Annotated in this window: 22 protein-coding genes and 1 riboswitch; of the genes, 8 read left to right on the forward strand and 14 right to left on the reverse strand. The window is 66.3% G+C overall.

Translation table 11 applies throughout. From position 1 onward, the window contains the following. Positions 1-232 precede the first annotated feature (232 nt). The 3 genes from H7A87_RS16155 to H7A87_RS16165 all read left to right on the forward strand — a co-directional run bounded on the left by H7A87_RS16155 (position 233) and on the right by H7A87_RS16165 (position 1,254). On the forward strand, positions 233-370 hold the full coding sequence (locus tag H7A87_RS16155) for a hypothetical protein (protein ID WP_180496767.1): 138 nt from the start codon (positions 233-235) through the stop codon (positions 368-370). Further along, a complete protein-coding gene (locus H7A87_RS16160) occupies positions 367-783 on the forward strand; it encodes a DUF2809 domain-containing protein (RefSeq protein WP_104583985.1) in 417 nt (138 codons plus the stop codon). The genes H7A87_RS16155 and H7A87_RS16160 overlap by 4 nt, the downstream gene beginning before the upstream one ends. Before the next feature lie 144 nt (positions 784-927). After that, a complete protein-coding gene (locus H7A87_RS16165; RefSeq protein WP_180497041.1) occupies positions 928-1,254 on the forward strand; it encodes a hypothetical protein in 327 nt (108 codons plus the stop codon). Positions 1,255-1,775: 521 nt separating this feature from the next. Here H7A87_RS16165 and H7A87_RS16170 read toward each other — a convergent pair. Beyond that, on the reverse strand, positions 1,776-2,591 hold the full coding sequence (locus H7A87_RS16170; protein WP_115677940.1) for a cellulase: 816 nt from the start codon (positions 2,589-2,591) through the stop codon (positions 1,776-1,778). Between the two features lie 469 nt (positions 2,592-3,060). On the opposite strand from H7A87_RS16170, the gene H7A87_RS16175 reads away from it, so the two are divergent. Beyond that, the gene (locus H7A87_RS16175; RefSeq protein ID WP_119127349.1) at positions 3,061-4,005 is read left to right on the forward strand and encodes a DegV family protein; all 945 of its coding nucleotides are present in this window, start codon (positions 3,061-3,063) and stop codon (positions 4,003-4,005) included. A 1,121-nt stretch (positions 4,006-5,126) separates the two neighbouring features. Here H7A87_RS16175 and H7A87_RS16180 read toward each other — a convergent pair. The 6 genes from H7A87_RS16180 to H7A87_RS16205 all read right to left on the reverse strand — a co-directional run bounded on the left by H7A87_RS16180 (position 5,127) and on the right by H7A87_RS16205 (position 11,145). Beyond that, positions 5,127-6,707, reverse strand: a complete 1,581-nt coding sequence (locus tag H7A87_RS16180) for a CocE/NonD family hydrolase (RefSeq protein WP_119127347.1) — start codon at positions 6,705-6,707, stop codon at positions 5,127-5,129. Positions 6,708-7,125: 418 nt separating this feature from the next. Then, entirely contained in the window at positions 7,126-8,100 is a 975-nt protein-coding gene (thiL, locus tag H7A87_RS16185; RefSeq protein WP_119127346.1) for a thiamine-phosphate kinase, read from the reverse strand. Positions 8,101-8,210: 110 nt separating this feature from the next. After that, positions 8,211-8,690: a transcription antitermination factor NusB gene (nusB, locus tag H7A87_RS16190; RefSeq protein WP_104585534.1), complete on the reverse strand. Its 480-nt coding sequence runs from the start codon at positions 8,688-8,690 to the stop codon at positions 8,211-8,213. Further along, a complete protein-coding gene (gene ribH / locus H7A87_RS16195) occupies positions 8,687-9,151 on the reverse strand; it encodes a 6,7-dimethyl-8-ribityllumazine synthase (protein WP_039423375.1) in 465 nt (154 codons plus the stop codon). Before ribH ends, nusB begins: the two co-directional genes overlap by 4 nt. A gap of 255 nt (positions 9,152-9,406) precedes the next feature. Beyond that, on the reverse strand, positions 9,407-10,546 hold the full coding sequence (ribB, locus tag H7A87_RS16200) for a 3,4-dihydroxy-2-butanone-4-phosphate synthase (protein WP_104585536.1): 1,140 nt from the start codon (positions 10,544-10,546) through the stop codon (positions 9,407-9,409). Further along, positions 10,543-11,145: a riboflavin synthase gene (locus H7A87_RS16205; protein WP_119127967.1), complete on the reverse strand. Its 603-nt coding sequence runs from the start codon at positions 11,143-11,145 to the stop codon at positions 10,543-10,545. Before H7A87_RS16205 ends, ribB begins: the two co-directional genes overlap by 4 nt. 162 nt (positions 11,146-11,307) lie before the next feature. After that, a riboswitch (FMN riboswitch) is annotated at positions 11,308-11,484 on the reverse strand. Between the two features lie 218 nt (positions 11,485-11,702). On the opposite strand from H7A87_RS16205, the gene H7A87_RS16210 reads away from it, so the two are divergent. Then, complete coding sequence (locus H7A87_RS16210; RefSeq protein WP_104649430.1) at positions 11,703-12,326, forward strand: hypothetical protein; 624 nt, start codon at positions 11,703-11,705, stop codon at positions 12,324-12,326. Positions 12,327-12,422: 96 nt separating this feature from the next. On the opposite strand, the gene ribD is transcribed toward H7A87_RS16210, so the two are convergent. The 5 genes from ribD to H7A87_RS16235 form a co-directional block, all read right to left on the reverse strand. Next, positions 12,423-13,487, reverse strand: coding sequence for a bifunctional diaminohydroxyphosphoribosylaminopyrimidine deaminase/5-amino-6-(5-phosphoribosylamino)uracil reductase RibD (gene ribD, locus H7A87_RS16215; RefSeq protein ID WP_166767547.1), 1,065 nt, complete (start codon positions 13,485-13,487; stop codon positions 12,423-12,425). Positions 13,488-13,507: 20 nt separating this feature from the next. Then, positions 13,508-13,993: a GNAT family N-acetyltransferase gene (locus H7A87_RS16220; RefSeq protein WP_164739254.1), complete on the reverse strand. Its 486-nt coding sequence runs from the start codon at positions 13,991-13,993 to the stop codon at positions 13,508-13,510. After that, on the reverse strand, positions 13,990-14,514 hold the full coding sequence (nrdR, locus tag H7A87_RS16225) for a transcriptional regulator NrdR (protein ID WP_006453216.1): 525 nt from the start codon (positions 14,512-14,514) through the stop codon (positions 13,990-13,992). Before nrdR ends, H7A87_RS16220 begins: the two co-directional genes overlap by 4 nt. Positions 14,515-14,615: 101 nt before the next feature. Further along, positions 14,616-15,869 (reverse strand): serine hydroxymethyltransferase, encoded by a 1,254-nt coding sequence (gene glyA / locus H7A87_RS16230; protein WP_104649428.1) that lies wholly within the window; start codon positions 15,867-15,869, stop codon positions 14,616-14,618. Positions 15,870-16,068: 199 nt separating this feature from the next. Beyond that, entirely contained in the window at positions 16,069-16,593 is a 525-nt protein-coding gene (locus H7A87_RS16235) for an RcnB family protein (protein WP_104585544.1), read from the reverse strand. Positions 16,594-16,819: 226 nt separating this feature from the next. Here H7A87_RS16235 and ettA point away from each other — a divergent pair, with 226 nt between their 5' ends. After that, positions 16,820-18,481, forward strand: coding sequence for an energy-dependent translational throttle protein EttA (gene ettA, locus H7A87_RS16240; protein ID WP_016904669.1), 1,662 nt, complete (start codon positions 16,820-16,822; stop codon positions 18,479-18,481). An 86-nt stretch (positions 18,482-18,567) separates the two neighbouring features. On the opposite strand, the gene def is transcribed toward ettA, so the two are convergent. Both def and arsC read right to left on the reverse strand, forming a co-directional pair. Next, positions 18,568-19,083 (reverse strand): peptide deformylase, encoded by a 516-nt coding sequence (def, locus tag H7A87_RS16245; RefSeq protein ID WP_119127343.1) that lies wholly within the window; start codon positions 19,081-19,083, stop codon positions 18,568-18,570. 217 nt (positions 19,084-19,300) lie between these two features. Beyond that, complete coding sequence (arsC, locus tag H7A87_RS16250; protein ID WP_104585587.1) at positions 19,301-19,723, reverse strand: arsenate reductase (glutaredoxin); 423 nt, start codon at positions 19,721-19,723, stop codon at positions 19,301-19,303. A gap of 650 nt (positions 19,724-20,373) precedes the next feature. On the opposite strand from arsC, the gene H7A87_RS16255 reads away from it, so the two are divergent. Together H7A87_RS16255 and H7A87_RS16260 are read left to right on the forward strand one after the other, a co-directional pair. Beyond that, positions 20,374-20,787 carry a hypothetical protein gene (locus H7A87_RS16255; RefSeq protein WP_104585548.1) on the forward strand — a complete coding sequence of 138 codons (414 nt, stop codon included), beginning with the start codon at positions 20,374-20,376 and terminating at the stop codon, positions 20,785-20,787. Further along, complete coding sequence (locus H7A87_RS16260) at positions 20,780-22,438, forward strand: PA domain-containing protein (protein WP_104649427.1); 1,659 nt, start codon at positions 20,780-20,782, stop codon at positions 22,436-22,438. Before H7A87_RS16255 ends, H7A87_RS16260 begins: the two co-directional genes overlap by 8 nt. Positions 22,439-22,672: the final 234 nt, after the last annotated feature.

Consider the following 22,672-nt stretch of genomic DNA (forward strand, 5'->3'; position numbering starts at 1 on the left):
TACCGCCACATTGCGACAGCCGCCGTTGCCGCGCGGGCTGGCACACTGCATGCCCTCTCCGCCGGCAGCGTGCCGGCGGCATCGTCCGCATAAGGATTGCCCATGCGTGTGTGCTGCATCCTGATGTCATCGCTGACGCTGCGGCCATTTGCTGCCCTCGCCCAGTCGGGCCGGGTCGACCGGCAAGGCCCGTCGGTTCACGCCTCGCCCAGCCGCAGCACCGTGCAGCACCGTGCAGGACTCGAGCGCCAGCCTCGCGGTGACCTCCGATGCGGACCGGGAGCAACACCGCAATCCGCCCGGCGACCGCGTGGTGCAGATCACGGCGGTCGATCATGTCGGCCCCGGCAATGCGCTGTTCGCACAATGACACGCATGGCACCGGGCGTGCGCTGGGTCTACCTGCTGATCGCACTCGCCGTGTTTGTCATCGAAGTGGCGATCGGCGCGGGCACACTTGGCGGGCCCTGGGTGCGCGGCAGCCTGGGCGATGTGCTGGCGGTGATCCTGGTGTATTGCGGGTTGCGCGGCGTGCTTGCGTTATCGCCCCGCTGGGCGAGCGTGCTGGCGGTCGCGATCGGGTGCCTGATCGAAGGGCTGCAGGCGATGCACCTGGCCGACCGGCTCGGGCTGCGCCCGGGCAGCGCGGCCTACATCGCGCTCGGCAACACCGCCACCGTGCACGATCTGCTGATGTATCTGGTCGGCGGCGGCGTGGCATACATTGGCGATGTGGCGTCATGCCGTGTCGCCGCGTCTTCCCGGCGGCAAATGCCGCATTGATGCACTCCTTCGGGCCTAGCGCATGTTTGTCTTCTCCTCATCGGCACTGATCGACAGCACCGGCGTCCTGTCTGTGCAGCGGCAGCAACGGCGTCGCTGCGCCGCCGCTGCGTCACAGTGAGCTCGCTGTTTCAAGGCGGCGGCTTGCGCTCGATCGACCGCGTCGTGTTGCGCCAGGCGCCGGCCAATCTGCAACGCGGCCTGGAAGCGGTCGGCGGGCGACTGATCCTGACCGCCGATGCGCTGCATTTCCAGCCGCACTCCTACAACATACAGACCCGGTCGCTGACCGTGCACCTGACCCAGATCGCAACAATGCAACCACGCTGGACGCGCCTGTTCGGCCTGCTGCCGGTGGCACCGACATCGCTGGCGCTGCAGTTGCATGAGGGCGGCGAGCACCGTTTCGTGCTCGGCAAACGCGAGCAGTGGATGGCGGCCATCGCCTCGGCGCGCGACGCCCTGCGCTGACGCTGCGCCGACAACGGCAGTGCGCTGAACCACAGGAGTGCAGTGCCCGGCTGCCGCATCGCAATGCCCCAGCATCTTCCCGCGTGCATCCGCATCGCAGACGAAGGTGATCGCACAGCGTTGCAGCGACACATGCTGCAAGCGGTGGATGTCACGGCGTGGCATTGGCCAGCCGCAGATACAGCGCAGTGCCGTGGCGGCCATTGAGCGCCCGGCGCAGACGCATTGCCGGCACCCCGGCGCATCGCGTCCAGCTGCGGATTGCCCTTGCCGATGTCGTTGCAGAACAACAGAGCGCAGGCGAAATCATGCGACCCGGTCACCACGGCCTCACCCGGAGCGCGACGCATGCACTGCATGCGCCGCGCACCTTGCCACCTGGTTGGTTCTCACGCGGCCGGCACTCTTCGATGAATGCCAAGCCGGCGCACGCGATGCGGGAACCGGCGCGTGGTGTGCTGCACGCCGTGATCAAACCAGCTGCGCACCCTCCTCAGCCATGCCGCTGAAGTGGGCCATGCTTACTGTGCATCCAGCGTCGCGCTGACCTTGGCCCAGCCGTTGCCGCGCACCACTTCGAAACCGGCTTCGACTGCGTGCAGGTACATGCTGTTGTTGTAGCGCCCATCCTTGGACCGGTTGGTCTGCAACCAGTTGAGGAAGGGCTTGGCGTCCACATTGAGACTGCCACTGGTCTTGAGCGTGGCCTGCCCGGCGGTGCCGGTCGGGATGAAGGTGTAGACGTAATAGCCGGCACCGGAGTTGAAGCCCTCCCACAGGTCGAACGTACGCCCGCCTGCGGTGATCACATTGCTGGCAGTCAGGGTGCCGATCGGCCAGGAGTTGTGGTCGCCCCAGATCATCACTTCCAGTTGCGGGTTGCCCTTGGCGGTATCCCAGCGGAAGAAGATGTCGTAGGCAAAGTCGCCCGCGAGATTGGTGCCGCCCGCGCTGTAGGTGAACTTGAGCGGGATCTTGCTCAATGAGGAAATCTGCCGCGGAAACAGCGTGTCGCTGGTCGGGTTCCAGTCGTAATGCCAACCACGCACGATCGCCGGGTAGCCGTAGAGGTTGTAGTCGGCGAAGTTGAAGGTGACGGTCAGCTCCGGCGTACTGCCGGTGCCGAACGTGCCCTGGATGATGTTGTTGGGATCATTGAAATTGTTGACCCACGCGTAGTGGTTGCCAAAGATCTTGTAGGGACCGGCCAGCGCCGCTGGCGCCAGGGCCACCAGACCTACGGCGAGCGCAGCCTTCCACCAGCGCGATGCGCGCCGCCGTGTGGTCGGCGCCTGTGTGACGGTCTGCGTAGGGATGCTGGATTGGCTGTTTTGCATGTCGACTCTCTCCGTGTAGGTTCAGCGCGGCGATGCCGGTGCGGCAGCGTCGAGAAGCCGCCTTGCAGCGGTCGCGTTGGACCCTAGCAGCGGGGTTGTGACGGGAGCTATAGCAATTGCGGCAGGCCTCGCTCGTCATCTGCGATAGCGGGCGCTAGCTGACAGCCGAAGCGTGCGCCGATCCGCAGTTCGCAGTGCAAATGGCAGCGTCACCGCATGTATCGGTCATCTGCATGACGGCGCAGTGCAGGCGAATGGTGCAGAGCCACATGAGGCGTGGTCCGTCTTCTGGTCGCCCCGCGGCTGCTTGCTCCAGGCCCGTCGTACGCGTCGAGCTTGCCTGTCGGCAGTCAGGCTTCCACCACGCGGCCCTCGGCGTACCGGCACCGAGCTGTCAGCCCTACTCGCCTCTCCTGTTTTGCGATAGCGTTCGCAAGCACAGATAACGCAACAGCCGGAGGGGGCGACGATGCGCATCGGAATCGTGGTGGACAGTGCCTGCGATTTGCCGCAGGACTTTATTCAACGCAACAGCGTCATCGTGTTGCCGATCAGCGTACGCATCGGCGAAGCGGTGCTGGCCGACCACCGCGATGAGGAAGCGACGCTGAGCTTTCTGCAGGCGCATGTGGCCGAGCGCGGACACGAGGCGGAAACCACGCCATTTTCGGTCAATCAGATTCGCGACCTGTTCCTGCAACGGCTGGTCATCGACTACGACCATGTGTTCTGCCTGACCATCTCCAAGCTGCGCAGCCAGATCTTCGACAACGCGATGCAGGCAAGCTTCGCGATCCTCAACGATTACAAGCCGATCCGGCAGGCCGCCGGCCACACCTCGCCATTCGCGCTACGCGTGATCGATACCCTCAACCTGTTCGCCGGCCAGGGCATCACGGCAGTGGAAGCGGTGCGCCTGCGCGAACAGGGTCAGGGCGTGGCGGCAATCCGCAGCCGGCTCGAACAACTGGCCGAGCACACCTATGGCTACATGATTCCGCGCGATCTCTACTACCTGCGCGCGCGTGCGCGCAGCAAGGGCGACCGCAGCGTTGGCCTGATCGGCGTAGCGCTCGGCAGCGCGCTGGATATCAAGCCGGTGCTGCGCGCCTACCGCGGCATCACCGAGCCGGTGGCCAAGCTGAAGGGCTTCGAGCCGTCGGCAGAGAAGCTGTTCGGCTTTGCCGTGCGCAGGATCCGCGCGGGCTTGATGACGCCGACCGTGTGCGTGGGCTACGGCGGCGAACTGGCCGAGTTGCACGCGCTTCCCGGTTACGCAGCCTTGCAGAACGCCTGCCAGACACACAACGTGGAACTATTCGAAAGCGTGATGAGCCTGACCGGCATGGTCAATGTCGGCAAGGGCGCACTGGCAGTGGCATTTGCGGCCGAAGCGCATACATTCTCGGCTTGACCGCATGCATTCTTGGCCATGAAGAACATGGTCGACGGTGGCGTCCTCACTGCCCGCGGGATACGCCGTGGACAGACACAAACGCAACCGACAGCCTGAGTCGCGGCATCACTTCTTAGATGCAATCAAAAGACTTGGTGCGTCGAGTGTGCGGAGCCCTCGCCGTACCAGACAGTTGGTCGGCGTTTACTTGAAGAGCCGTCTGTAGCACGAGTGCATCAGACCTGGAGCCGATGCTTCGATGATCGAACCAGGCGCATCCAGCACCGCTCTTACCATGCACACCGACCATCTCGACTGGCCCTTGCCCGCCCACCGTCGCGGGACCTTACGCGGCATGGATGCCGCGTAAGAGCCTACATGGACGTACTTGCGGCGTGTCCTGCGATGGTGGGCGGGCAAGGGCACTGCAGCCAAGCGCCAGATCGACTGCTCTACCACTGATCCATCCGTCCCTTCCAAGCCCTCGATACACAACGTACAAAACAACCGAGACCTGTACCGGTGTGGTTGTTTAGTCGCGATCGGATACTCGAATCAACAGTTTGGTGCGTCGAGGGGCGCGGCGCCCTCACCGCTTGCGGGACACGCCGTAAACCCGTCCATGGGGGCTCGGTGGCGGCATCCATGCCGCCACCGAGCCCGCAACCGGCAAGGACACCGCACCAGACAGTGGGTCGGCGCTCATCTGAAAGCTGCCTGTAATGCGGCGGTGTGCAGATGCTTCACGATCGAACAAGGCGCATCCGGCACTGCTCTTAACTTTGCGTACCGACCATCCCGCCTGGTCCTTGCCCACCCACCGTCCCGGGACCTTACGCGGCATGGATGCCGCGTAAGAGCCTACAAGGACGTACTTGCGGCGTGTCCTGCGATGGTGGGCGGGCAAGGGCCCTGCAGCCAAGCGCCAGATCGACTGCTCTACCGCTGATCCCTGCAGCCAGGCAACCGCCCTGACGCTCTGCAACACTGCCGGCGCCGGAAAGGACATCCCGCCGATCAGATCGGTCGTGTCCGGGTGGGTTGCCGTTACGCATTCAATAAAGGGCGATTGATCCACGCGTACACCTGATCGGGTGTATGCGGCCGACAACTCACCGCGCCATTAGCTCGGCGCAGCGTTACCGCAGCGGCACATTCAATACCGAAGGCGTTGCCACCGGCGAGGTAAACGTCACTGTGCCGCCACCATCGCTGGCATCGGTATAACGCGCGTCGTGCGTGTCGATCACCAGCACCAGGCGCTGCCCTGCCGGAATCTCCGCAGCAGCCGCTTGAAGCGGCCAATCCAGCGTCACTGCGCGGCCCGGCGTGGCCCCGCGTAGCGAATACGGCGCATGCGTGACCAATTGCGCCACGCCCACTGCATCCATGCGGTACAGATACGCGAACAGGCTCACCTTCGACTGACTGGGCACCACGGTCACGCGCAGCGAGGGACTGCCGGCCAGCCGGCGTACCGTGCTTGACGGCGCACCCACCCACACTGCCGCGCCGATGCGATTGACCAACGGAATCGACGTGGTGACCGGCACGCCGATGCCTTGCAACAGACCGCTGACCAGCACCACGCCCGAGTCGGCCAACGTCGGCACATCGGTGGCGATGCGCGATTGCCATCCGCTGGCGGTACCTCCGATCAAGCCGCCGGTGGGGCTGAGCAACCCGGCCGGTGCGGATAGCCCCAGGCGCGTGGTGCCCTGCTGCACCGATGCCCAATCCGGGTACTCCAGCCATTGTCCTGCGCGCGGCGACAGCCGCACCGGCGCTTCCGCATCCACCCCGTTACGCACCTGCTTGAGATGGCGATCGAACCAGCGCGTGGCCGCCGTGTAGACCTCGTTGGGCAGGCCCAGCGCGCCCGGCAGTTCCGCCGTGGCGTGATCGCCCTGGCTGAGCAGCAATTGCTTGGGCCCGCGCAGCTGGTTGAAGAACGCAATGGTCTGATTCGGCGGAAACAGGCCATCGTTGAAGGCGTTGCCCAGCAGCACGGCGGTGCCCCGCGCATTGAGCGCAGCCACCTCGCTCGCCGGGCTGCGCGACGCGGCCTGCGGCAGGAAGCCCTGCACTGCGCCGTCGTAATCGCCAACGGCAACCCGTGTGCTGATCTGCGCCAGATCCGGACCGGGCCGTCCGGTCAGCGCGCCGGCACCGACCAGGAGTCCAACGCCTTGCTGGCTGACGGTGCGATTGGAATACAGCGACGCTTCCAGATCCGCCCAGCCGCTGAGCGCAGCCACGGCCTTGATGCGCGGATCGCGCCCGGCCGCCAACAGGCTGATGCCCGCCCCGTACGAGATGCCCGATGCACCGATCGCGTTCGGGTTGGCCGGTGTATGCGCCAGCGCCCAGTCGATCACCGCGCTGACGTCTTCCACCGTGTCGGCGCCGGCGATGTCGATCTGCCCGGCCGAATCCCAGAACCCGCGCGAGGTATAGCTGACGACCACGTAGCCATCGCTGGCCAGTTGGGTGGCACGGCCGAGGTATTCCAGGTTCGGCAACGACCAGCTGGCCGGCATCACGACCAGCGGAAACGGCCCGCTGCCCTGCCCTTGCGGCACCAGGACCAGCGCGCCCATCGGCGCGCCATCCCAGCCGGGAATGCGTTCATAGGTCTTGCTGAAAGCGCCCGCCATTGCCGACGCCGATGCCACCAGCAACGCCAGTGCGGCGATGCCTCCGATCCAAGGCTTGTTCATGGTTCTCTCCCACGCAAGGCCGGGCCGGGATGGCCCAGCGGCAGCTGCCATGCATCCGTGGTTCGGGGGAGAACGTCGCGAACGTACCAGACGGTACGGTATGGCTCAAGGGCCGGGAATCGGGAATCGGGAATCGGGAATCGGGAATCGGGAATCGGGAATCGGGAATCGGGATTCGGGATTCGGGATTCGGGATTCGGGATTCGGGATTCGGGATTCGGGATTCGGGATTCGGGAGGCGGGATTCGGGAGGCGGGAGGCGGGAGGCGGGAGGCGGGAGGCGGGAGGCGAAGCGTAGGCGCCGCAATCGTGACACGTGATGAAGTGCAAGCCGGCCGGCGCCATCGTATGCCGATCCCGACCCGCAGAGGTTGGCTGCAATGCAGCAGGCCCGCGCAACGCCTCCCGCGCGAACCGCTCAGCCCACGAAGTGCTGATACCCGCGCTGCGGCGGCTGCCATGGCTTGCCGTCGGCGTCGTGGACCACCACGCCCGGCGTGGCGACGATCCGGCCGATGCGTGTCACCGCGACTGCGGCGAAGTCCATCGCCTGTACCACCGCCTCGCGGTGTTGCACGGCGGCGGTGAAGCACAGCTCGTAGTCGTCGCCGCCGCCGAGTTGCCAGCCGATGCACTGCAGCGCGCTGATCCCGGCGCTGCGCGGCATCGCCGGCAACGCCGTCAGCGCCAGCTGCGCGCCCACGCCGCTGCGTTCGCACAGATGCCCCAGATCGGCCAGCAACCCATCGGAGACATCCACACAGGCATGCGCAAGCCCACGCAGGCGCAGCCCGGCCTGCACGCGCGGCTGCGGGCGCAGCAGGCGGCCGCGCCACTGCTCGTGCACCGGATCGGCCGCCGCGCAGGTCACGTCCAGCTGGCCAGCCTGCCACAGCGCCAAGGCCGCGGCCGCCTCGCCCGGCGCACCGGTCACCCACACATCGTCGCCCACACGCGCCCCATCGCGACGCAACGCCGCACCCGGCGGCAGGCTGCCGATCGCGGTCACCGCGCACGACAACGGCCCGCGTGTGGTGTCCCCACCGACCAGTGCGATGTCGTGCGCGTCGGCCAGTGCAAGGAAGCCATCGGCGAACGCATCAACCCAGTCGGCATTGTCGTGCGGCAACGACAGCGACAAGGTGCACCAGCGCGGCTGCGCACCCATCGCGGCCAGATCGGACAGATTGACCGCCAGCGTCTTCCAGCCCAGATCCTCGGCGCGCGTCTCGTGCGGAAAATGCACGCCCGCATTGAGCGTATCGGCGGTGATCGCCAGCTGCTCGCCCGGCGGCGGCTGCAGCAGCGCCGCATCGTCGCCAATGCCCAACGGCACATCCGCACGCGCCGCAATGCGCGCGCGCAAGCGGGCAATTAGATCGAATTCGGGCATGGGGACGGGAATCGGGAGAAGGGAATCGGGAATCGCAAAAGCGCGTCAGGAGATATCGGAAACGGTGCTCTTACGATTCCCCATTCCCGACTCCCCAATCCCGCGGCGCCTCAGGCGCCGCCGGTGCCCGACTCCACCTTGCGCCACTCCACCGAGGCGCGATCCAGCACGCCGTTGACGTAGGTGTGGCCGTGCTCGGAGCCGAAGCGCTTGGCGGTTTCGATCGCTTCGTTGATGACCACGCGGTACGGCACGTCCTGGCGATACAGCAGTTCATAGGCCGCCAGGCGCAGCACCGCGCGTTCGATCGCGTCGACCTCTTCCACGCCGCGATCCAGATACGGGGTCAGCGCGGTATCCAGCTCGGCGCGGTTGGTCAGCACGCCTTCGACCAGGTTTTCGAAATAGGCCAGATCGGCCACTTCGTGCGCCTGCTCGTGCGCAAATTGGGAGATCACCTGCTTGGCGAACCCGCCGGAAATCTGCCAGGCATACACCGCCTGCAAGGCGCGCCGGCGCGCGCGCGAACGCAGCACCGGATCGATGCCGTCGCGACGGACGTGGCGGGCATGTCCACCGGACTTGCTCATGGCAACAACTCCATCAAATTGACCAGTTCCAATGCCGCAAGCGCGCATTCCTCGCCCTTGTTGCCATGGCTGCCGCCGGCACGCGCCTCGGCATCTTCCACGCGCTCGACCGCCAGCACGCCGTTGAGCACCGGCACGCCGGTCTGCAACTGCACGCTCATCAGGCCTTCGGCGCACAGGTCGGCGACGTGTTCGTAGTGGCGGGTGTCGCCGCGGATCACGCAGCCCAGCGCGATGATCGCCGCATGCTGGCCGGATTGTCCCAGGCGGTTGGCCGCGATCGGAATTTCCCAGGCGCCCGGCACGCGGACCACGTCGATGGCGTCCTCGCCGATGCCGTTGCCGGCCAGGCTCTGGCGCGCACCGGTGACCAGCGCGTCGGTGATGCGGGCATTCCAGCGGCTGGCGATGATCGCAAAGCGCGCGGTAGTGGGGCGGAGATCGCCTTCGTAGTGGGTCATGCGGGTCGGCAACTCGAGGGGGCGGCAAGTTTAACAGCTGCCGGGGCCCGGCCCGGCCGATGGGTGCCGGCCGGGGCGCCGAAGCAGGCCCGGCCATGTCTGCAGCAGGCGGTGTGCGGGCGCGCAGCACCGGCTGGCGCAACCGCAGGCCGGCGTGGTCGTTGCGCAACCACCGCAGGAACCGCTCGACCGACACGGTTCCAGCGGCGCGTGTGGCAACGACCGGAGCGCCGACTCCAGGCCGCCGGCCCTGCGTCAGGGCAGCGCGGCGACCGGCACCGCACGCACGCCTTCGCCGGGATGGCATTCCAAGTACTCCACCACCTCCAGCCCGAACCCGGCCAGGCCCACCTGACGGCGTGGCGTGCCCAGCACGCGCAGCTTGCCCAGGCCCAGCTCGGCCAGGATCTGCGCGCCGGCGCCATTACGCCGCCACTGGCTGACGTCCTTGGCGTTGGTGGCCGCTTCCGGTTGCTGGCGCAGCCGCGCCAGCAGGGATTCGCTGTCGCGCGGCGCCGACAGCACCACCATCACGCCCTGCCCTTCGGCGGCGATCGCACGCAGCGCATCGGTGGCCGCCACGCCGAAGTCATCGCGCTGCCAGTGCAGCAGATCGGCCAGCGGGTTTTCCACCTGCACGCGCACCAGCGTCGGGGTGGCCGGATCGGGCGTGCCGCGCACCAGCGCAAAATGCAGGTCGTGCGCGATGCGGTCGCGGTAGGTCACCAGCGTGAACGGGCCGAATTCGGTGCTGATCTCGCGCGCGTCCACACGCTCGACGGTGTGCTCGTTGGCCAGGCGATAGGCGATCAGGTCGGCGATCGAACCCATCTTCAGCCCGTGCTCGCGCGCGAACACTTCCAGCTGCGGGCGCCGCGCCATGCTGCCGTCCGGGTTGAGCACTTCCACCAGCACGCCGGCCGGTTCCAGCCCGGCCAGCATCGGCAGGTCGCTGGCCGCTTCGGTGTGGCCGGCGCGGGTCAGCACGCCACCGGGCTGGGAGATCAGCGGGAAGATATGCCCCGGCTGGCTCAGGTCCTGCGGCCTGGCATCCGGCCGCACCGCGGTGCGTACCGTGTGCGCACGGTCGTAGGCGGAGATGCCGGTGGTCACGCCCTCGGCCGCCTCGATGCTGACGGTGAAGTTGGTCTGGAACTGCGCGGTGTTGTTGCGCACCATCGGCGCCAGGCCCAGCTGCGCGCAGCGCTCGCGGGTCAGCGACAGGCACACCAGCCCGCGCGCGTGGGTCACCATGAAGTTGATGTCCGACGGCTTGACCAGCTCGGCGGCCATGATCAGGTCGCCTTCGTTCTCGCGGTCTTCGTCATCGACGATCACCACCATGCGGCCTGCGCGCAGTTCCTCGATCAGTTCCGGAACGGGTGCGAAATTCATGCCGCACCCCGCGTGCCGAGCAGGCGTTCGACGTAGCGCGCCACCAGATCGATCTCCAGATTCACTGCCGCGCCGACCGCCGTCCGCGCAAACGCGGTGTTGGCCACCGTGTGCGGAATCAACGCCACTTCGAAGCCGTCCTCGTCCACTTCGTTGACGGTCAGGCTGACTCCGTCCACGCAGATCGAGCCCTTCTTGGCGACATAGCGCAATACCGACGACGGGGCGGCAAACCGCCAGCGCTGCGCCCGTGCATCGTCATGCACCGACTGCACCTGGCCCAGGCCATCGACATGGCCGCTGACCAGATGCCCGCCGAGGCGGTCGGTCGGGCGCATCGCACGCTCCAGATTCAGCAGCGCGCCTTCCGGCAAGCTGCCCAACGTGGTCAGCGACAGGGTTTCGGTAGAGGCGTCGGCCTGGAAGCTGCCGGCATCGAACGCAATCACGGTCAGGCACACGCCGTTGACCGCGATGCTCTCGCCCAGTTGCACCGCGTCGAATGGCAGGTTGCCGGTGGCGAAGGTGAAACGCACATCGCCGCCTTGCGGCTGGCGCGCTGCCAGATGGCCGACGCCTTCAATGATTCCGGTAAACATCAGCATGCCCCCGTCATTGACGACAACGGAGCGCACGCAGTGCGGTGGAAGATCGCGACGCAGCGCGACGGGTGAGGCAGGGACATAGTCGTTTCTCGCAGGAGTTGAGCGAAAAACGCCACAAGGCAAACAGGCGCGCGCACAGCCGCAAGGCTGCGCGTTGGCCGTCTTCTTTCATCCGGACTATACCGTCGGCCCCGGCATCGCACCGGATCTGCTGACCTTGCGCAGCGGGTTTCGCGTGGATCCGCTCAACTCCGATGCGCAAGCGCTCGCGGGCTCGCATGCTTGCGCATGCCTACCGCCGGTGGGGAATCGCACCCCGCCCTGAAGACGTTCGTGAGTACCGGCGAACCGGTGCGCAAAGTCTAACAGGGCCTATCGGCGCGATGGCTGAGCGTCAGCGACGGCTGGCAGGACACTGCGTCATGTGAGGAAATCCCCCATAGCCAGGATTGTGAAGGATCTGTTAATTTACCCACCGCGACGGGAGACGTCGCTTTTTCCCTCCCGCAACGGGACGGAGACACGGACATCAATTCGGAGAGAGACATCCAATGCGTAACACCCTGATCCTGGCTGCCGTGCTGGCCGCCGCACCGTTTGCCGCATCGGCCGAAGGCCTGAGCTATTCCTACGTCGAAGGCGGCTGGAACCGGACCGAAATCAACGTCAACGACGCGTCCGACGATATCGACGGTGGCTACATCCGCGGTTCCTGGCAGATTGCCCAGCCGGCCTACCTGCTGGCCAGCTACGAACGTGCCACCAAGGATTACAACCTCGGCAGCGGCTTCGTGATCGACGGCACCCTGCAGCAGGCCACGCTGGGTATCGGCTACCGCCAGGAAATGACCGAGCGCGTCGAGTTCACCGCCGACATCAGCGTGCTGCGCACCAAGGTCGAATCCGACCTGCGCCTGCGCGGTCGCTCGATCGACAACGCGTCCGACTCGACCACCCTGGGCTTTGCCAACCTGGGCCTGCGCGGCAAGCCCTCGCCGCGCACCGAAGCCTGGATCAAGGCCGGCTACATCGACGGCAGCGACGTGGACGAAGGCGAGTTCGTCGGCACCCTGGGTGGCCAGGTCAACTTCACCCGCACCTGGGGCCTGGTTGCCGAAGCGCAGTTCGTCGACAACGCCAACCAGTACAAGGTGGGCGTGCGCGCAAGCTTCTGATCGGCGCGGCGCAGATGCACGAAGGCCCCGCATGCGGGGCCTTTTTCATGCGCGCAACCACACGCCCGCGCGGCATCGGGCAAGACCGTGCAGCGCTTACCCGGCAACAACCGGCGCATAACGCAGACGCAGATCCTGCCCCAGCTGGCGCACATCCAGCAGCTGCAACGCAGCGCGCTGTGCCATCGTCTCGATGTCTAGCCCGGCCAGCAGCGGCCTGGCGGTATCGCCCAGCAGTACCGGCGCCACGTAGACCAGCAATTCGTCGACCAGCCCGGCTTGCAGCAGCGCACCGCTCACTGTTGCACCGGCTTCCACATGCACCTCGTTGATGCCGCGCTCGGCAAGCAGGGCCAACACGGCACCCAGCTCGAAACGGCCGGCATGCAACGGCATCGCAATGAACTGCGCATCGTCCAGCGACGGCGCGGCCACATCCTCGCCATGCAGATACAACGTGGGCGCATCGCCCTGGCGAATGGTATTGCATGCCAACGTCCGCAACCCGGCGTCGAGCACCACGCGCAGCGGCGGCACGAACGGCGTGTCATCCCCCAGCCGCACCGTCATCGATGGGTCGTCGGCCAGCACCGTACCGGCGCCAGTGAGGATCGCGCCGGCACGCGCACGCCAGCGCTGCACATCCGCGCGCGCATCGGCGCCGGTGATCCACTTGGATTCACCGCTGGCCAGCGCAGTCCGTCCATCCAGGCTGGCGCCGAGCTTGACCCGCAGCCACGGCCTGCCCCGCTCCACCCGTGACAGGAAGCCCCGGTTGAGCGCGCGCGCCTGTGCCTGCAGGACCCCGCTGAGCACCTCGATCCCGGCCTCGCGCAGCAGCGCGAACCCGCCACCGTTGACCTGCGGAAACGGGTCGGCCATCGCCGCGACCACACGCGCCACTCCGGCATCGATCAAGGCCAGGGCACAGGGCGGCGTGCGTCCGTAGTGCGCGCATGGCTCCAGCGTGACGTAGGCGGTGGCGCCCCGCGCCAGCGCGCCGGCTGCGCGCAGCGCGAACACTTCCGCATGCGGGCCGCCGGCACGTTGATGAAAACCTTCGCCCACGCACACGCCATCGCGCACGATCACGCAGCCAACCATCGGATTGGGGCGCGTGGTGTAGGCACCGCGCTCGGCCAGACGCAATGCCTGGGCCATCCAGCGGTGATCGTCGGCCGTCACGCGCACTGCAGCACCGGCGCGATCTGCATCACCACGATCTGCATCGGCCCCAGCAGCAATTCTGCATGCGTATGCCAGCCCAGCCGCTGGTAGTACGGCGCCAGTGCTGGCTGGCAATACAGATACAAGGCCGGCACGCCCATGCGCGCGGCGGCCTGCACGCAGTGCGTCACCAGCGCCTCGCCGATGCCCTGCCCACGCGCCTGCGGCTGCACGTACAGCGACGCCAGCCAGGGCGACCACTGGCGAATACGCGCATCGTCGTTTTCCAGCAGGCTGACCGACCCGAGCCACTGTGCCTGATCGAGCGCAACCCAGGTGGTCGGGATCACGCCGTCGCGGCTGTGGCTGCGCAACTCGCGCAAGGCCTCATCGAAATTCCAGTCCGGCAACAGGCTGCCGAAGGCCTGCAGATGCGCCTGCGCGAGGGCGGGCAACAGCTCCGGCGTGTCGGCCACGCAGGCGATGCGCATTGCGCTCACCGCTTGCCGGGCTTGCCGGCGCGTTCCAGCGCCGCTTCCAGCAGCGGCAGTTGCTCGATGCCGACCGGCAGCTCGCGCTCGAGCTTTTCGATTTCCTCGCGGAAATCGGCCACGTCCTGAAAGCTGCGGTACACCGAGGCAAAGCGTACATAGCCCACATGATCGAGCTTGCGCAGCTCGACCATCACGTACTCGCCCACCCGCAGCGAGCCGACCTCGCGCTCGCCGGACATGCGCAACTGATGCACCACCGCGCGCACCGCCGCTTCGATCTGTTCTTCGGACACCGGGCGCTTTTGCAGCGCGCGGTCGAAACTGGTGCGCAGCTTGCGCGCATCGAACGCCTCGCGCCCGCCATCACTCTTGACCACGGTCGGCAGCTTGAGTTCGATCGTTTCCAGGGTGCTGAAACGCTCGCCGCACGCCTCGCACTCACGGCGCCGACGAATCGTCGTGCCGTCTTCGGACACGCGCGAATCGATCACGCGGGTGTCGTTGTGCTGGCAAAAGGGGCAGTGCATCAGGCGTCCGGGAATAGGGAGAGGGGAATAGGGAATCGGAACGGCACAGCTATCGCAGCGTTGCTTTTACCATTCTCGTCTCCCTATTCCCCATTCCCATCTCAGCCATACACCGGATACTTCTTGCACTGCGCCGTCACCGCGTCGCGGACCTTGGCCAGCACCGCTTCGTCGCTGGGGGCGTCGAGCACGTCGGCGATCCAGTTGGCCAGGTCGATGCTGTCCTGCTCCTTGTAGCCGCGGGTGGTGATCGCCGGGGTGCCCAGGCGCAGGCCGGAGGTGACGAACGGCGAGCGCGGGTCGTTGGGCACCGAGTTCTTGTTGACGGTGATGTGCGCCTTGCCGAGCGCGGCTTCGGCGTCCTTGCCGGAAACGTCGCGGCCGATCATGTCCACCAGCATCAGGTGATTCTCGGTGCCGCCGGACACGATCTTGTAGCCGCGCGCGATCAGCGTGTTGGCCATCGCCTGCGCGTTCTTGACCACCTGCTGCTGGTAGGTCTTGAAGTCCGGCTCCAGCGCCTCCTTGAACGCCACCGCCTTGGCCGCGATCACGTGCATCAGCGGGCCGCCCTGGATGCCGGGGAACACGATCGACTGCAGCTTCTTCTGCAACTCTTCGCTCGCGCCCTTGGCCACGATGATGCCGCCACGCGGGCCGCGCAGGGTCTTGTGGGTGGTCGAGGTGACCACGTGCGCATGCTCCAGCGGGCTCGGATACACACCGGCGGCGACCAGGCCGGCCACGTGCGCCATGTCCACGAACAGATACGCACCGACGCTGTCGGCGATGGCGCGGAAGCGCGCCCAGTCGATCTTCTGCGAATACGCCGAGAAGCCGGCCACGACCATCTTCGGCGTGTGCTCGGTGGCCAGGCGCTGGACCTCGTCGTAATCGATCAGGCCCTGCTCGTTGACACCGTACTGCACCGCGTTGAACAGCTTGCCGGAGACGTTGACCTTGGCGCCGTGGGTCAGGTGACCGCCGTGGGCCAGGCTCATGCCCAGGATGGTGTCGCCCGGCTGCAGCAACGCCAGATACACCGCCTGGTTGGCCTGCGAGCCGCTATGCGGCTGCACGTTCGCATAGTCGGCGCCGAACACCTGCTTGATGCGCTCGATCGCCAGCTGCTCGGCAATGTCGACGAACTCGCAACCGCCGTAGTAGCGCTTGCCCGGATAGCCTTCGGCGTACTTGTTGGTCAACTGGCTGCCCTGGGCTTCCATCACCAGCGGGCTACAGTAGTTTTCGCTGGCGATCAGCTCGACGTGATCCTCCTGGCGGCCGGCTTCGGCAGCGATGGCCTGGGCCAGTTCGGGGTCGTAGGTTTCCAGTCGGACGTCGCGCGAGAACATGCAGAGCTCCGGGGCAGCTGTTGCCAGTAGGGGCGCCGATTGTAAGCCCCCGCGTGGACAGGTGACCAATTGCGGCGCCGGCGTGGGCCACGCGGGCCTTGGCGCGCCCGGCCCTTGAACGACAAGGGCGCACCGGAGTGCGCCCTTTTATTAGGCCCTACCCGCTTGCCGGGTCAGGCCGGCCAAGCCATTGCTGAACTTAGTTGTTGAGCACCAGGTCGGCAATCACACCGGTTGCAATGGCCACAAGCAGCAGATTGCCGGTGTTGTCGCGCTGCCAACGGTAGCCATACGGCGGGCGGCGCAGGTTATAGCGGTCGTAGTCGTTGATCACGTAGACCGGGCCGTGGTAGCGCTGACCGCGGGCCCAGTACGGGCGCGGCGGCGGACCGGCGCGGTAGTAGTTGGGGCGATCGTAGACATAGACCCGATTGCGGTCGTAGCGACGGTCCTGATAGCGCGCGTCGCGATAGCCCTCGCGGTAGCCGTTGCTGTAGTAACGGCGGTCCTGGCGCCACTCGCGGCGGTCTGCGCGACGGTCATCACGCCATTCGCGGCGGTCATCCCGGCGGTCATTGCGCCAGTCGCCGCGATGATCGCGGTGGCCGTGGTCATGCCCACGGCGGTCGTCGCGGTCCCAATCCCCGGCAAATGCGGCCGGTGCGGCGAAGCCCAGCGCCAAGATGGAGGAAAGCACAACAGTCACGATGCGTTTGCGGTTCATGGGATTGCTCCTGTCTGCGATGTCGCAATTTCATTAAGGCGCCAACCGCCTTAACGCATTCTTGCTGGAATCGATTACGAAAACGCCCATTCAGGTGACAGGTAAGCTGCCGTTTAGCTGCCGCATCGCCGCCGCGAGCCAGGCCGCTTGCCCGTATAATCGGCGCAATCCCTTTTCCGCTGCCTCCGGCCCCGGCCGGTGGGCTGCCTGCGTCCACGGAGCACCCATGTCGCAATACATCTACACCATGAACCGCGTCAGCAAGGTGGTCCCGCCCAAGCGGCAGATCATCAAGGACATCTCGCTGAGCTTTTTCCCGGGCGCCAAGATCGGCCTGCTGGGCCTGAACGGCGCCGGCAAGTCCACGGTGCTGAAGATCATGGCCGGCGTGGATACCGATTTCGAGGGCGAAGCCCGTCCGCAGGCCGGCATCAAGGTCGGCTACCTGGCGCAGGAGCCGCAGCTCAACCCCGAGCACACCGTGCGCGAAGCGGTCGAGGAAGGCGTGGGCGACGTGCTGCAGGCACAGGCCGCGCTGGATGCGGTGTACCTGGCCTATGCCGAAGAAGGCGCCGATTTCGACGCGCTGGCCAAGGAACAGGAACGCCTGGAGGCGATCCTGGCCGCCGGTGACGCGCACACCCTGGAGAACCAGCTGGACGTGGCCGCCGATGCGCTGCGCCTGCCGCCGTGGGACGCCATCGTCGGCAAGCTGTCCGGTGGCGAAAAGCGCCGCGTGGCGCTGTGCCGCCTGCTGCTGCAGAAGCCGGACATGCTGCTGCTGGACGAACCGACCAACCACCTGGACGCCGAGTCGGTGGAGTGGCTGGAACAGTTCCTGGCGCGCTACACCGGCACCGTGGTGGCGGTCACGCATGATCGCTACTTCCTCGACAACGCCGCCGAGTGGATCCTGGAGCTGGACCGCGGCCGCGGCATTCCATGGAAGGGCAACTACACCGACTGGCTGACCCAGAAGGACGAGCGCCTCAAGCAGGAAGACAACCAGGAAAAGTCACGCCAGAAGGCGATCCAGAAGGAACTGGAATGGTCGCGCCAGAATGCCAAGGGCGGGCGCACCAAGGGCAAGGCGCGTCTGGCCCGCCTGGAAGAGCTGCAGTCGGTGGATTACCAGCGCCGCAACGAAACCAATGAAATCTTCATCCCGCCGGGCGAGCGCCTGGGCAACTCGGTGATGGAGTTCAAGAACGTGTCCAAGAAGTTCGGCGACCGCCTGCTGATCGACAACCTGTCGATGATCGTGCCGCCCGGCGCCATCGTCGGCATCATCGGCCCCAACGGTGCCGGTAAGTCGACCCTGTTCAAGATGATCACCGGCCAGGAAAAACCCGATTCCGGCGAGATCGTGATGGGCCCGACCGTGCAGCTGTCGTACGTGGACCAGAGCCGCGATGCGCTGGAGGGCAACCACAACGTGTTCCAGGAAATCGCAGGCGGCCTGGACATCCTCAACATCAACGGCGTGGAGATCCAGTCGCGCGCCTACATCGGCCGCTTCAACTTCAAGGGCCAGGACCAGCAGAAGATGGTCGGCTCGCTCTCCGGTGGTGAGCGCGGTCGTCTGCACATGGCCAAGACACTGCTGCAGGGCGGCAACGTGCTGCTGCTCGACGAACCGTCCAACGACCTGGACATCGAAACGCTGCGTGCGCTGGAAGATGCATTGCTGGAGTTCCCGGGCAATACCTTCGTGATCTCGCATGATCGCTGGTTCCTGGATCGCATCGCCACGCACATCCTGTCGTTCGAAGGCGAGTCGCACGTGGAGTTCTTCCAGGGCAACTACCGCGAGTACGAAGAAGACAAGCGCCGCCGCATGGGCGATGACGCCGGTCCCAAGCGTCTGCGCTTCAAGGCGCTCAAGTAAGCACGACAAGGGCGCCGCAAGGCGCTCAAGTAAGCACGACAAGGGCGCCGCAAGGCGCCCTTGTCACATGCGATGCCGCGGTGCGATCACAGGTCGTAGGACAGCACGTCCTCGAAACCGAAGGTGGCGAAGTTCTCGATCCGCGAGGGGTACAGGCGGCCGACCAGATGGTCGTATTCGTGCTGCACAACGCGGGCGTGGAAGCCTTCGGCCTCGCGTTCGATCGGGCTGCCGTCCGGCGCGAAGCCGCGGTAGCGAATGACGCGATAGCGCGGAATGACGGCACGCAGGCCGGGAATGGACAGGCATCCCTCCCAGCCGTTTTCCATCTCCTCCGACAGCGGTTCGATCTGTGCATTGGCCAATGCGGTGCGCGGCACCGCCGGCGCCTCAGGATAGCGATCGTTGGCTTCGAAGCCGAACACCATCAGCTGCAGATCCACTGCGATCTGCGGTGCGGCCAGGCCGACGCCGCGCGCATCGTCCATGGTCTCGAACATGTCGGCCACCAGCGTGCGCAGCTCGGCGCTGCCCAGGTTGGTCACCGGTGGCGCCACGCGCAGCAGGCGTTTGTCGCCCATGCGGATAATCTCGCGAATCATCTGGCTGCTCCGGGGAAACGTTGTGGCGATTCTAGGACCTGTGCGGTAGGGGCAGGTGAGGTTGGGGATTGGGGATTGGGGATTGGGGATTGGGGATCGGGAATGGGAATCAGGGATTGGTAGCTGGGGCGTCAGGTGGCGCTGCCTGGCGTTTCGGATCTGAGCTGCGGCGGCTGCGCTTGATGTGGGATGACTGCGTGTTCCGGGTATCTGTCTATCAGCCCGTTACGCGTTGCCCGGCATCGTCCAGCACGCGTTCGCCGTCTTCCTTGACGAAGCCGTGCGTCGCCGGCGGCAGCAGGTCCAGCACCCGTTCGGACGGGCGGCACAAGCGCGTCCCCAGCGCGGTTTGCACGAAGGGGCGGTTGATCAGGATCGGATGCATGAGCATGGCGCTCAGCAGCGCTGCGTCGTCCAGCGCGGGATCGTCGAGCCCGAGTTCCAGATACGGGGTGCCTTTCTGACGCATGGCCTCGCGGACCGGGATGCCGGCGGCAGCGATCAGGGATTGCAGTGTTTCGCGTGTGGGCGGGTGTTGCAGATAGTCGACGATCTGCGGCTCGATGCCGGTATGACGGATCAGGGCAAGGGTGTTGCGGGAGGTTCCGCAGTCGGGGTTGTGATAGATGACGGCGTGCATGGAAGCCTGGTGCGCGGGGTTGCTGACACTATAAATCGCTGCGATGGAATGGCATGCGCAACCAGCGCAGCGTACGCGCAGCGCGCCGATGCCGATGCCGATGCCGATGCCGGGCATCAGCATCTCGCCAGCAGGCGCCAGTGCACGGCTTGCGCACGTTGGTGCATCCGCGCTGCCTGCACAGGCCCTGCCGCCGGCCTGGGCGGATACGGCCCCTCTCCCCTCGGGAGAGGGGTTGGGGTGAGGGTACGGGCCGAAGCGCAGATAGACCCGACGCTGTACTCAAGCTCCGCCGGGCTCCGCGCGTGCCCTCATCCGCCCCTTCGGGGCACCTTCTCCCAAGGGGGAGAAGGGAGACGTGATCCGGCTACTGGCGGACCAGCAAGGCATTCGACACGGCCGGTTCGCGTCAAACGCTGGCCGGTCCGCTTGCCAATTGCCGTTGCGCGATCCGGAAATCCCCCTCGGCGCAAGTGCGCAAGTAACTGTTTCAGGCGCTCGTTTCGCATTCAGCGCCCTACATGTCAAAAGATTGACACACATCACGGATTCATGATTCAGTCATGAACAGACTGAAACGGAAGGATTCCCCCGACGCTGGTGTCTGCACGGCGTCCCTTTTCCCTGCTGGACCCAAGGAAACCCCAACGATGATGAGCTTTCGTAAGCCCGGATGGATGCTGTCCGGTGTGTTGTGCGTCGTTTGTCTGCCGGCCATGGCCGTCGCGCAGGAGGCAGCAACCAGCAGTTCCAAGGTCGGCATCGACCCCGCCACCGGCAAGCTGCGCCCGCTGACCGACGCCGAGAGCGCGGCGCTGGACCAGCAGGCCGCCTCGGCCGCCCGCAGCAGCGCTGCCCGCACTGCGGTGCCGCAGACCGAATCTGCCGCACGCGCGACCGAGCGACGCCTGCCCAACGGCACCGTGGCGCGCAAGTTGCCGGCCACGCAGATGAGCTCACTGATGGCGACGCGCCAGGCCGATGGCCGCATCGTCATCGAGCACGGCGAAGACGCCGCCACCCAACCCGCCCACGCCGAGCACGGAGCGCTGCCGCATGAATAAGCCCTTGTTGCTGCTGTCCCTGGCCGTGGCTGCCGCCATCGCGCCGCTGCACGCCAGCGCCGCCAACGTCACGCTGATCAATGGCGACGCCGGCACCAGCGTCGGCTTGAACGACCCCACCAGCGCTGCGCCCCTGGGCGGCAACCCGGGGCGCTCGGTTGGCGAGCAGCGTCGCATCGCCTACCAATACGCGATGGACCTGTGGGGCGCAGTGCTGCAGAGCAATGTCGAGATCAAGGTGTATGCCTCGTTCGCACGGCTGACCTGCACCGCCACCGGCGGCACGCTGGGCCAGGCCGGCCCGAACTGGATCGTCAACGACTTCCCCGGTTCCAAGCCCAATACGCTGTATCCGTCCGCGCTGGGCGATGCGATCGCCGGGCAGGACCTGGTCCCCGATCCCAGCGATCCGGCCGACGTGTTTTCGCAATTCAACGGCGACCTGGGCAAGGACGACTGCCTGGCTGGCTCGGGCTGGTACCTGGGCCTGGACGGCAAGACGCCCGAAGGCCAGATCAACTTCCTCAACGTGGTGATGCATGAGATCGGCCACGGCCTGGGTGCGGCCGGCTTCCTCAACAAGACCACCGGCGTGCTCGGCTCGGGCAGCGGCCTGACCGACGTCTACACCGCGCAGGCCTTCGACAATGTGCAGAACAAGCGCTTCGACGATCCGGCCATGACCAACGCGCTGCGTGCCGAAGCGATGCGCACGCCCGGCCGTACGGTCTGGGCCGGCACGCGCGTCAACCGCGAGGCGGCGCTGATCCTGGATCCGCGCACCCTGTTGCAGGTGAGCGCACCGGCCAGCGCGGCCGGCAAGTTCGAGGTGGGCTTTGCCAGCTTCGGGCCGCTGGCCACGGCGGCCAATTTCCCGGCACGCGCAGTGGTGACGGTCAATGACGGGGTGGCTGCCGCGTCGGCCAGCGATGGCTGCGAAACGCCGTTCGTCAATGCGGCCGAGGTGGCCGGCAAGGTGGCGCTGATCGACCGCGGCACCTGCGCGTTCGCGATCAAGGTCAAGAACGCACAGCTCAACGGTGCGGTGGGCGTGATCGTGGCCAATAACGCGTCCGGCGTGCAGACGATGGGCAATGCCGCACCGCCGATCACCGACATCACCATCCCGGCCATCATGGTCTCGCAGGCCGATGGCGCGCGGCTGAAGGGCAGCGCCGGAGTGGTGGCGGCGTTGTACGAAGACCCCGAACTGCTGCAGGGCACCGACAGCGCAGGCCGCACGCGGCTGTACGCACCCAGCGTGGTGGCCGGTGGTTCGACGTTCTCGCACTTCGATACCGACCTGCAGCCCAACGCGTTGATGGAACCGTTCGATACGCCGGAAGTACAGGCGCATCTGAACATCGACCTGACCCCGGCGCTGTTTGCCGATATCGGCTGGACGCTCAATCGCGGGCTGGCCAAGCTGGGCAGCTGCAATACGCTGGTGCCGACGCTGGAGACCGGCGGGCTGATTCCCGGCGCGAACATCTCGGCCGAAAACAGCCTGTGCAAGGCGCAGAACGCCGGCAACCGCCTGGGTTACCTGACCTGCATGGACGAGCACGCGCGCGAGTTGCAGAACCAGGGGGCAATCAGCCGCATTCAACAGGCAGCGGTGTTTGTCTGTGCCACCAAGGTGCGCCCGTAATCCGCAAGATTCACTGCGTGTAATGCGAACGGCGCCGTCAGGCGCCGTTCGTTTATCTGCAATCACCCTATTCAACGCAAGCGGATCGGCTGCCTGCCAACGCAGGCGTCGCGATTTCGCTTCAGCGTCTGCCATTCCCGCACGGAGCTCGCTCCCCGCTGCGATCGAGCGATGCGCCGCAAGGTTGCTGCTGCCTGCTATGAGCGGCAACGGTTCTCGATGCGCCGCTGCACG

The organism is Xanthomonas sp. CPBF 426 (genome assembly GCF_903989465.1).
GTDB classification, from domain to species: domain Bacteria; phylum Pseudomonadota; class Gammaproteobacteria; order Xanthomonadales; family Xanthomonadaceae; genus Xanthomonas; species Xanthomonas euroxanthea.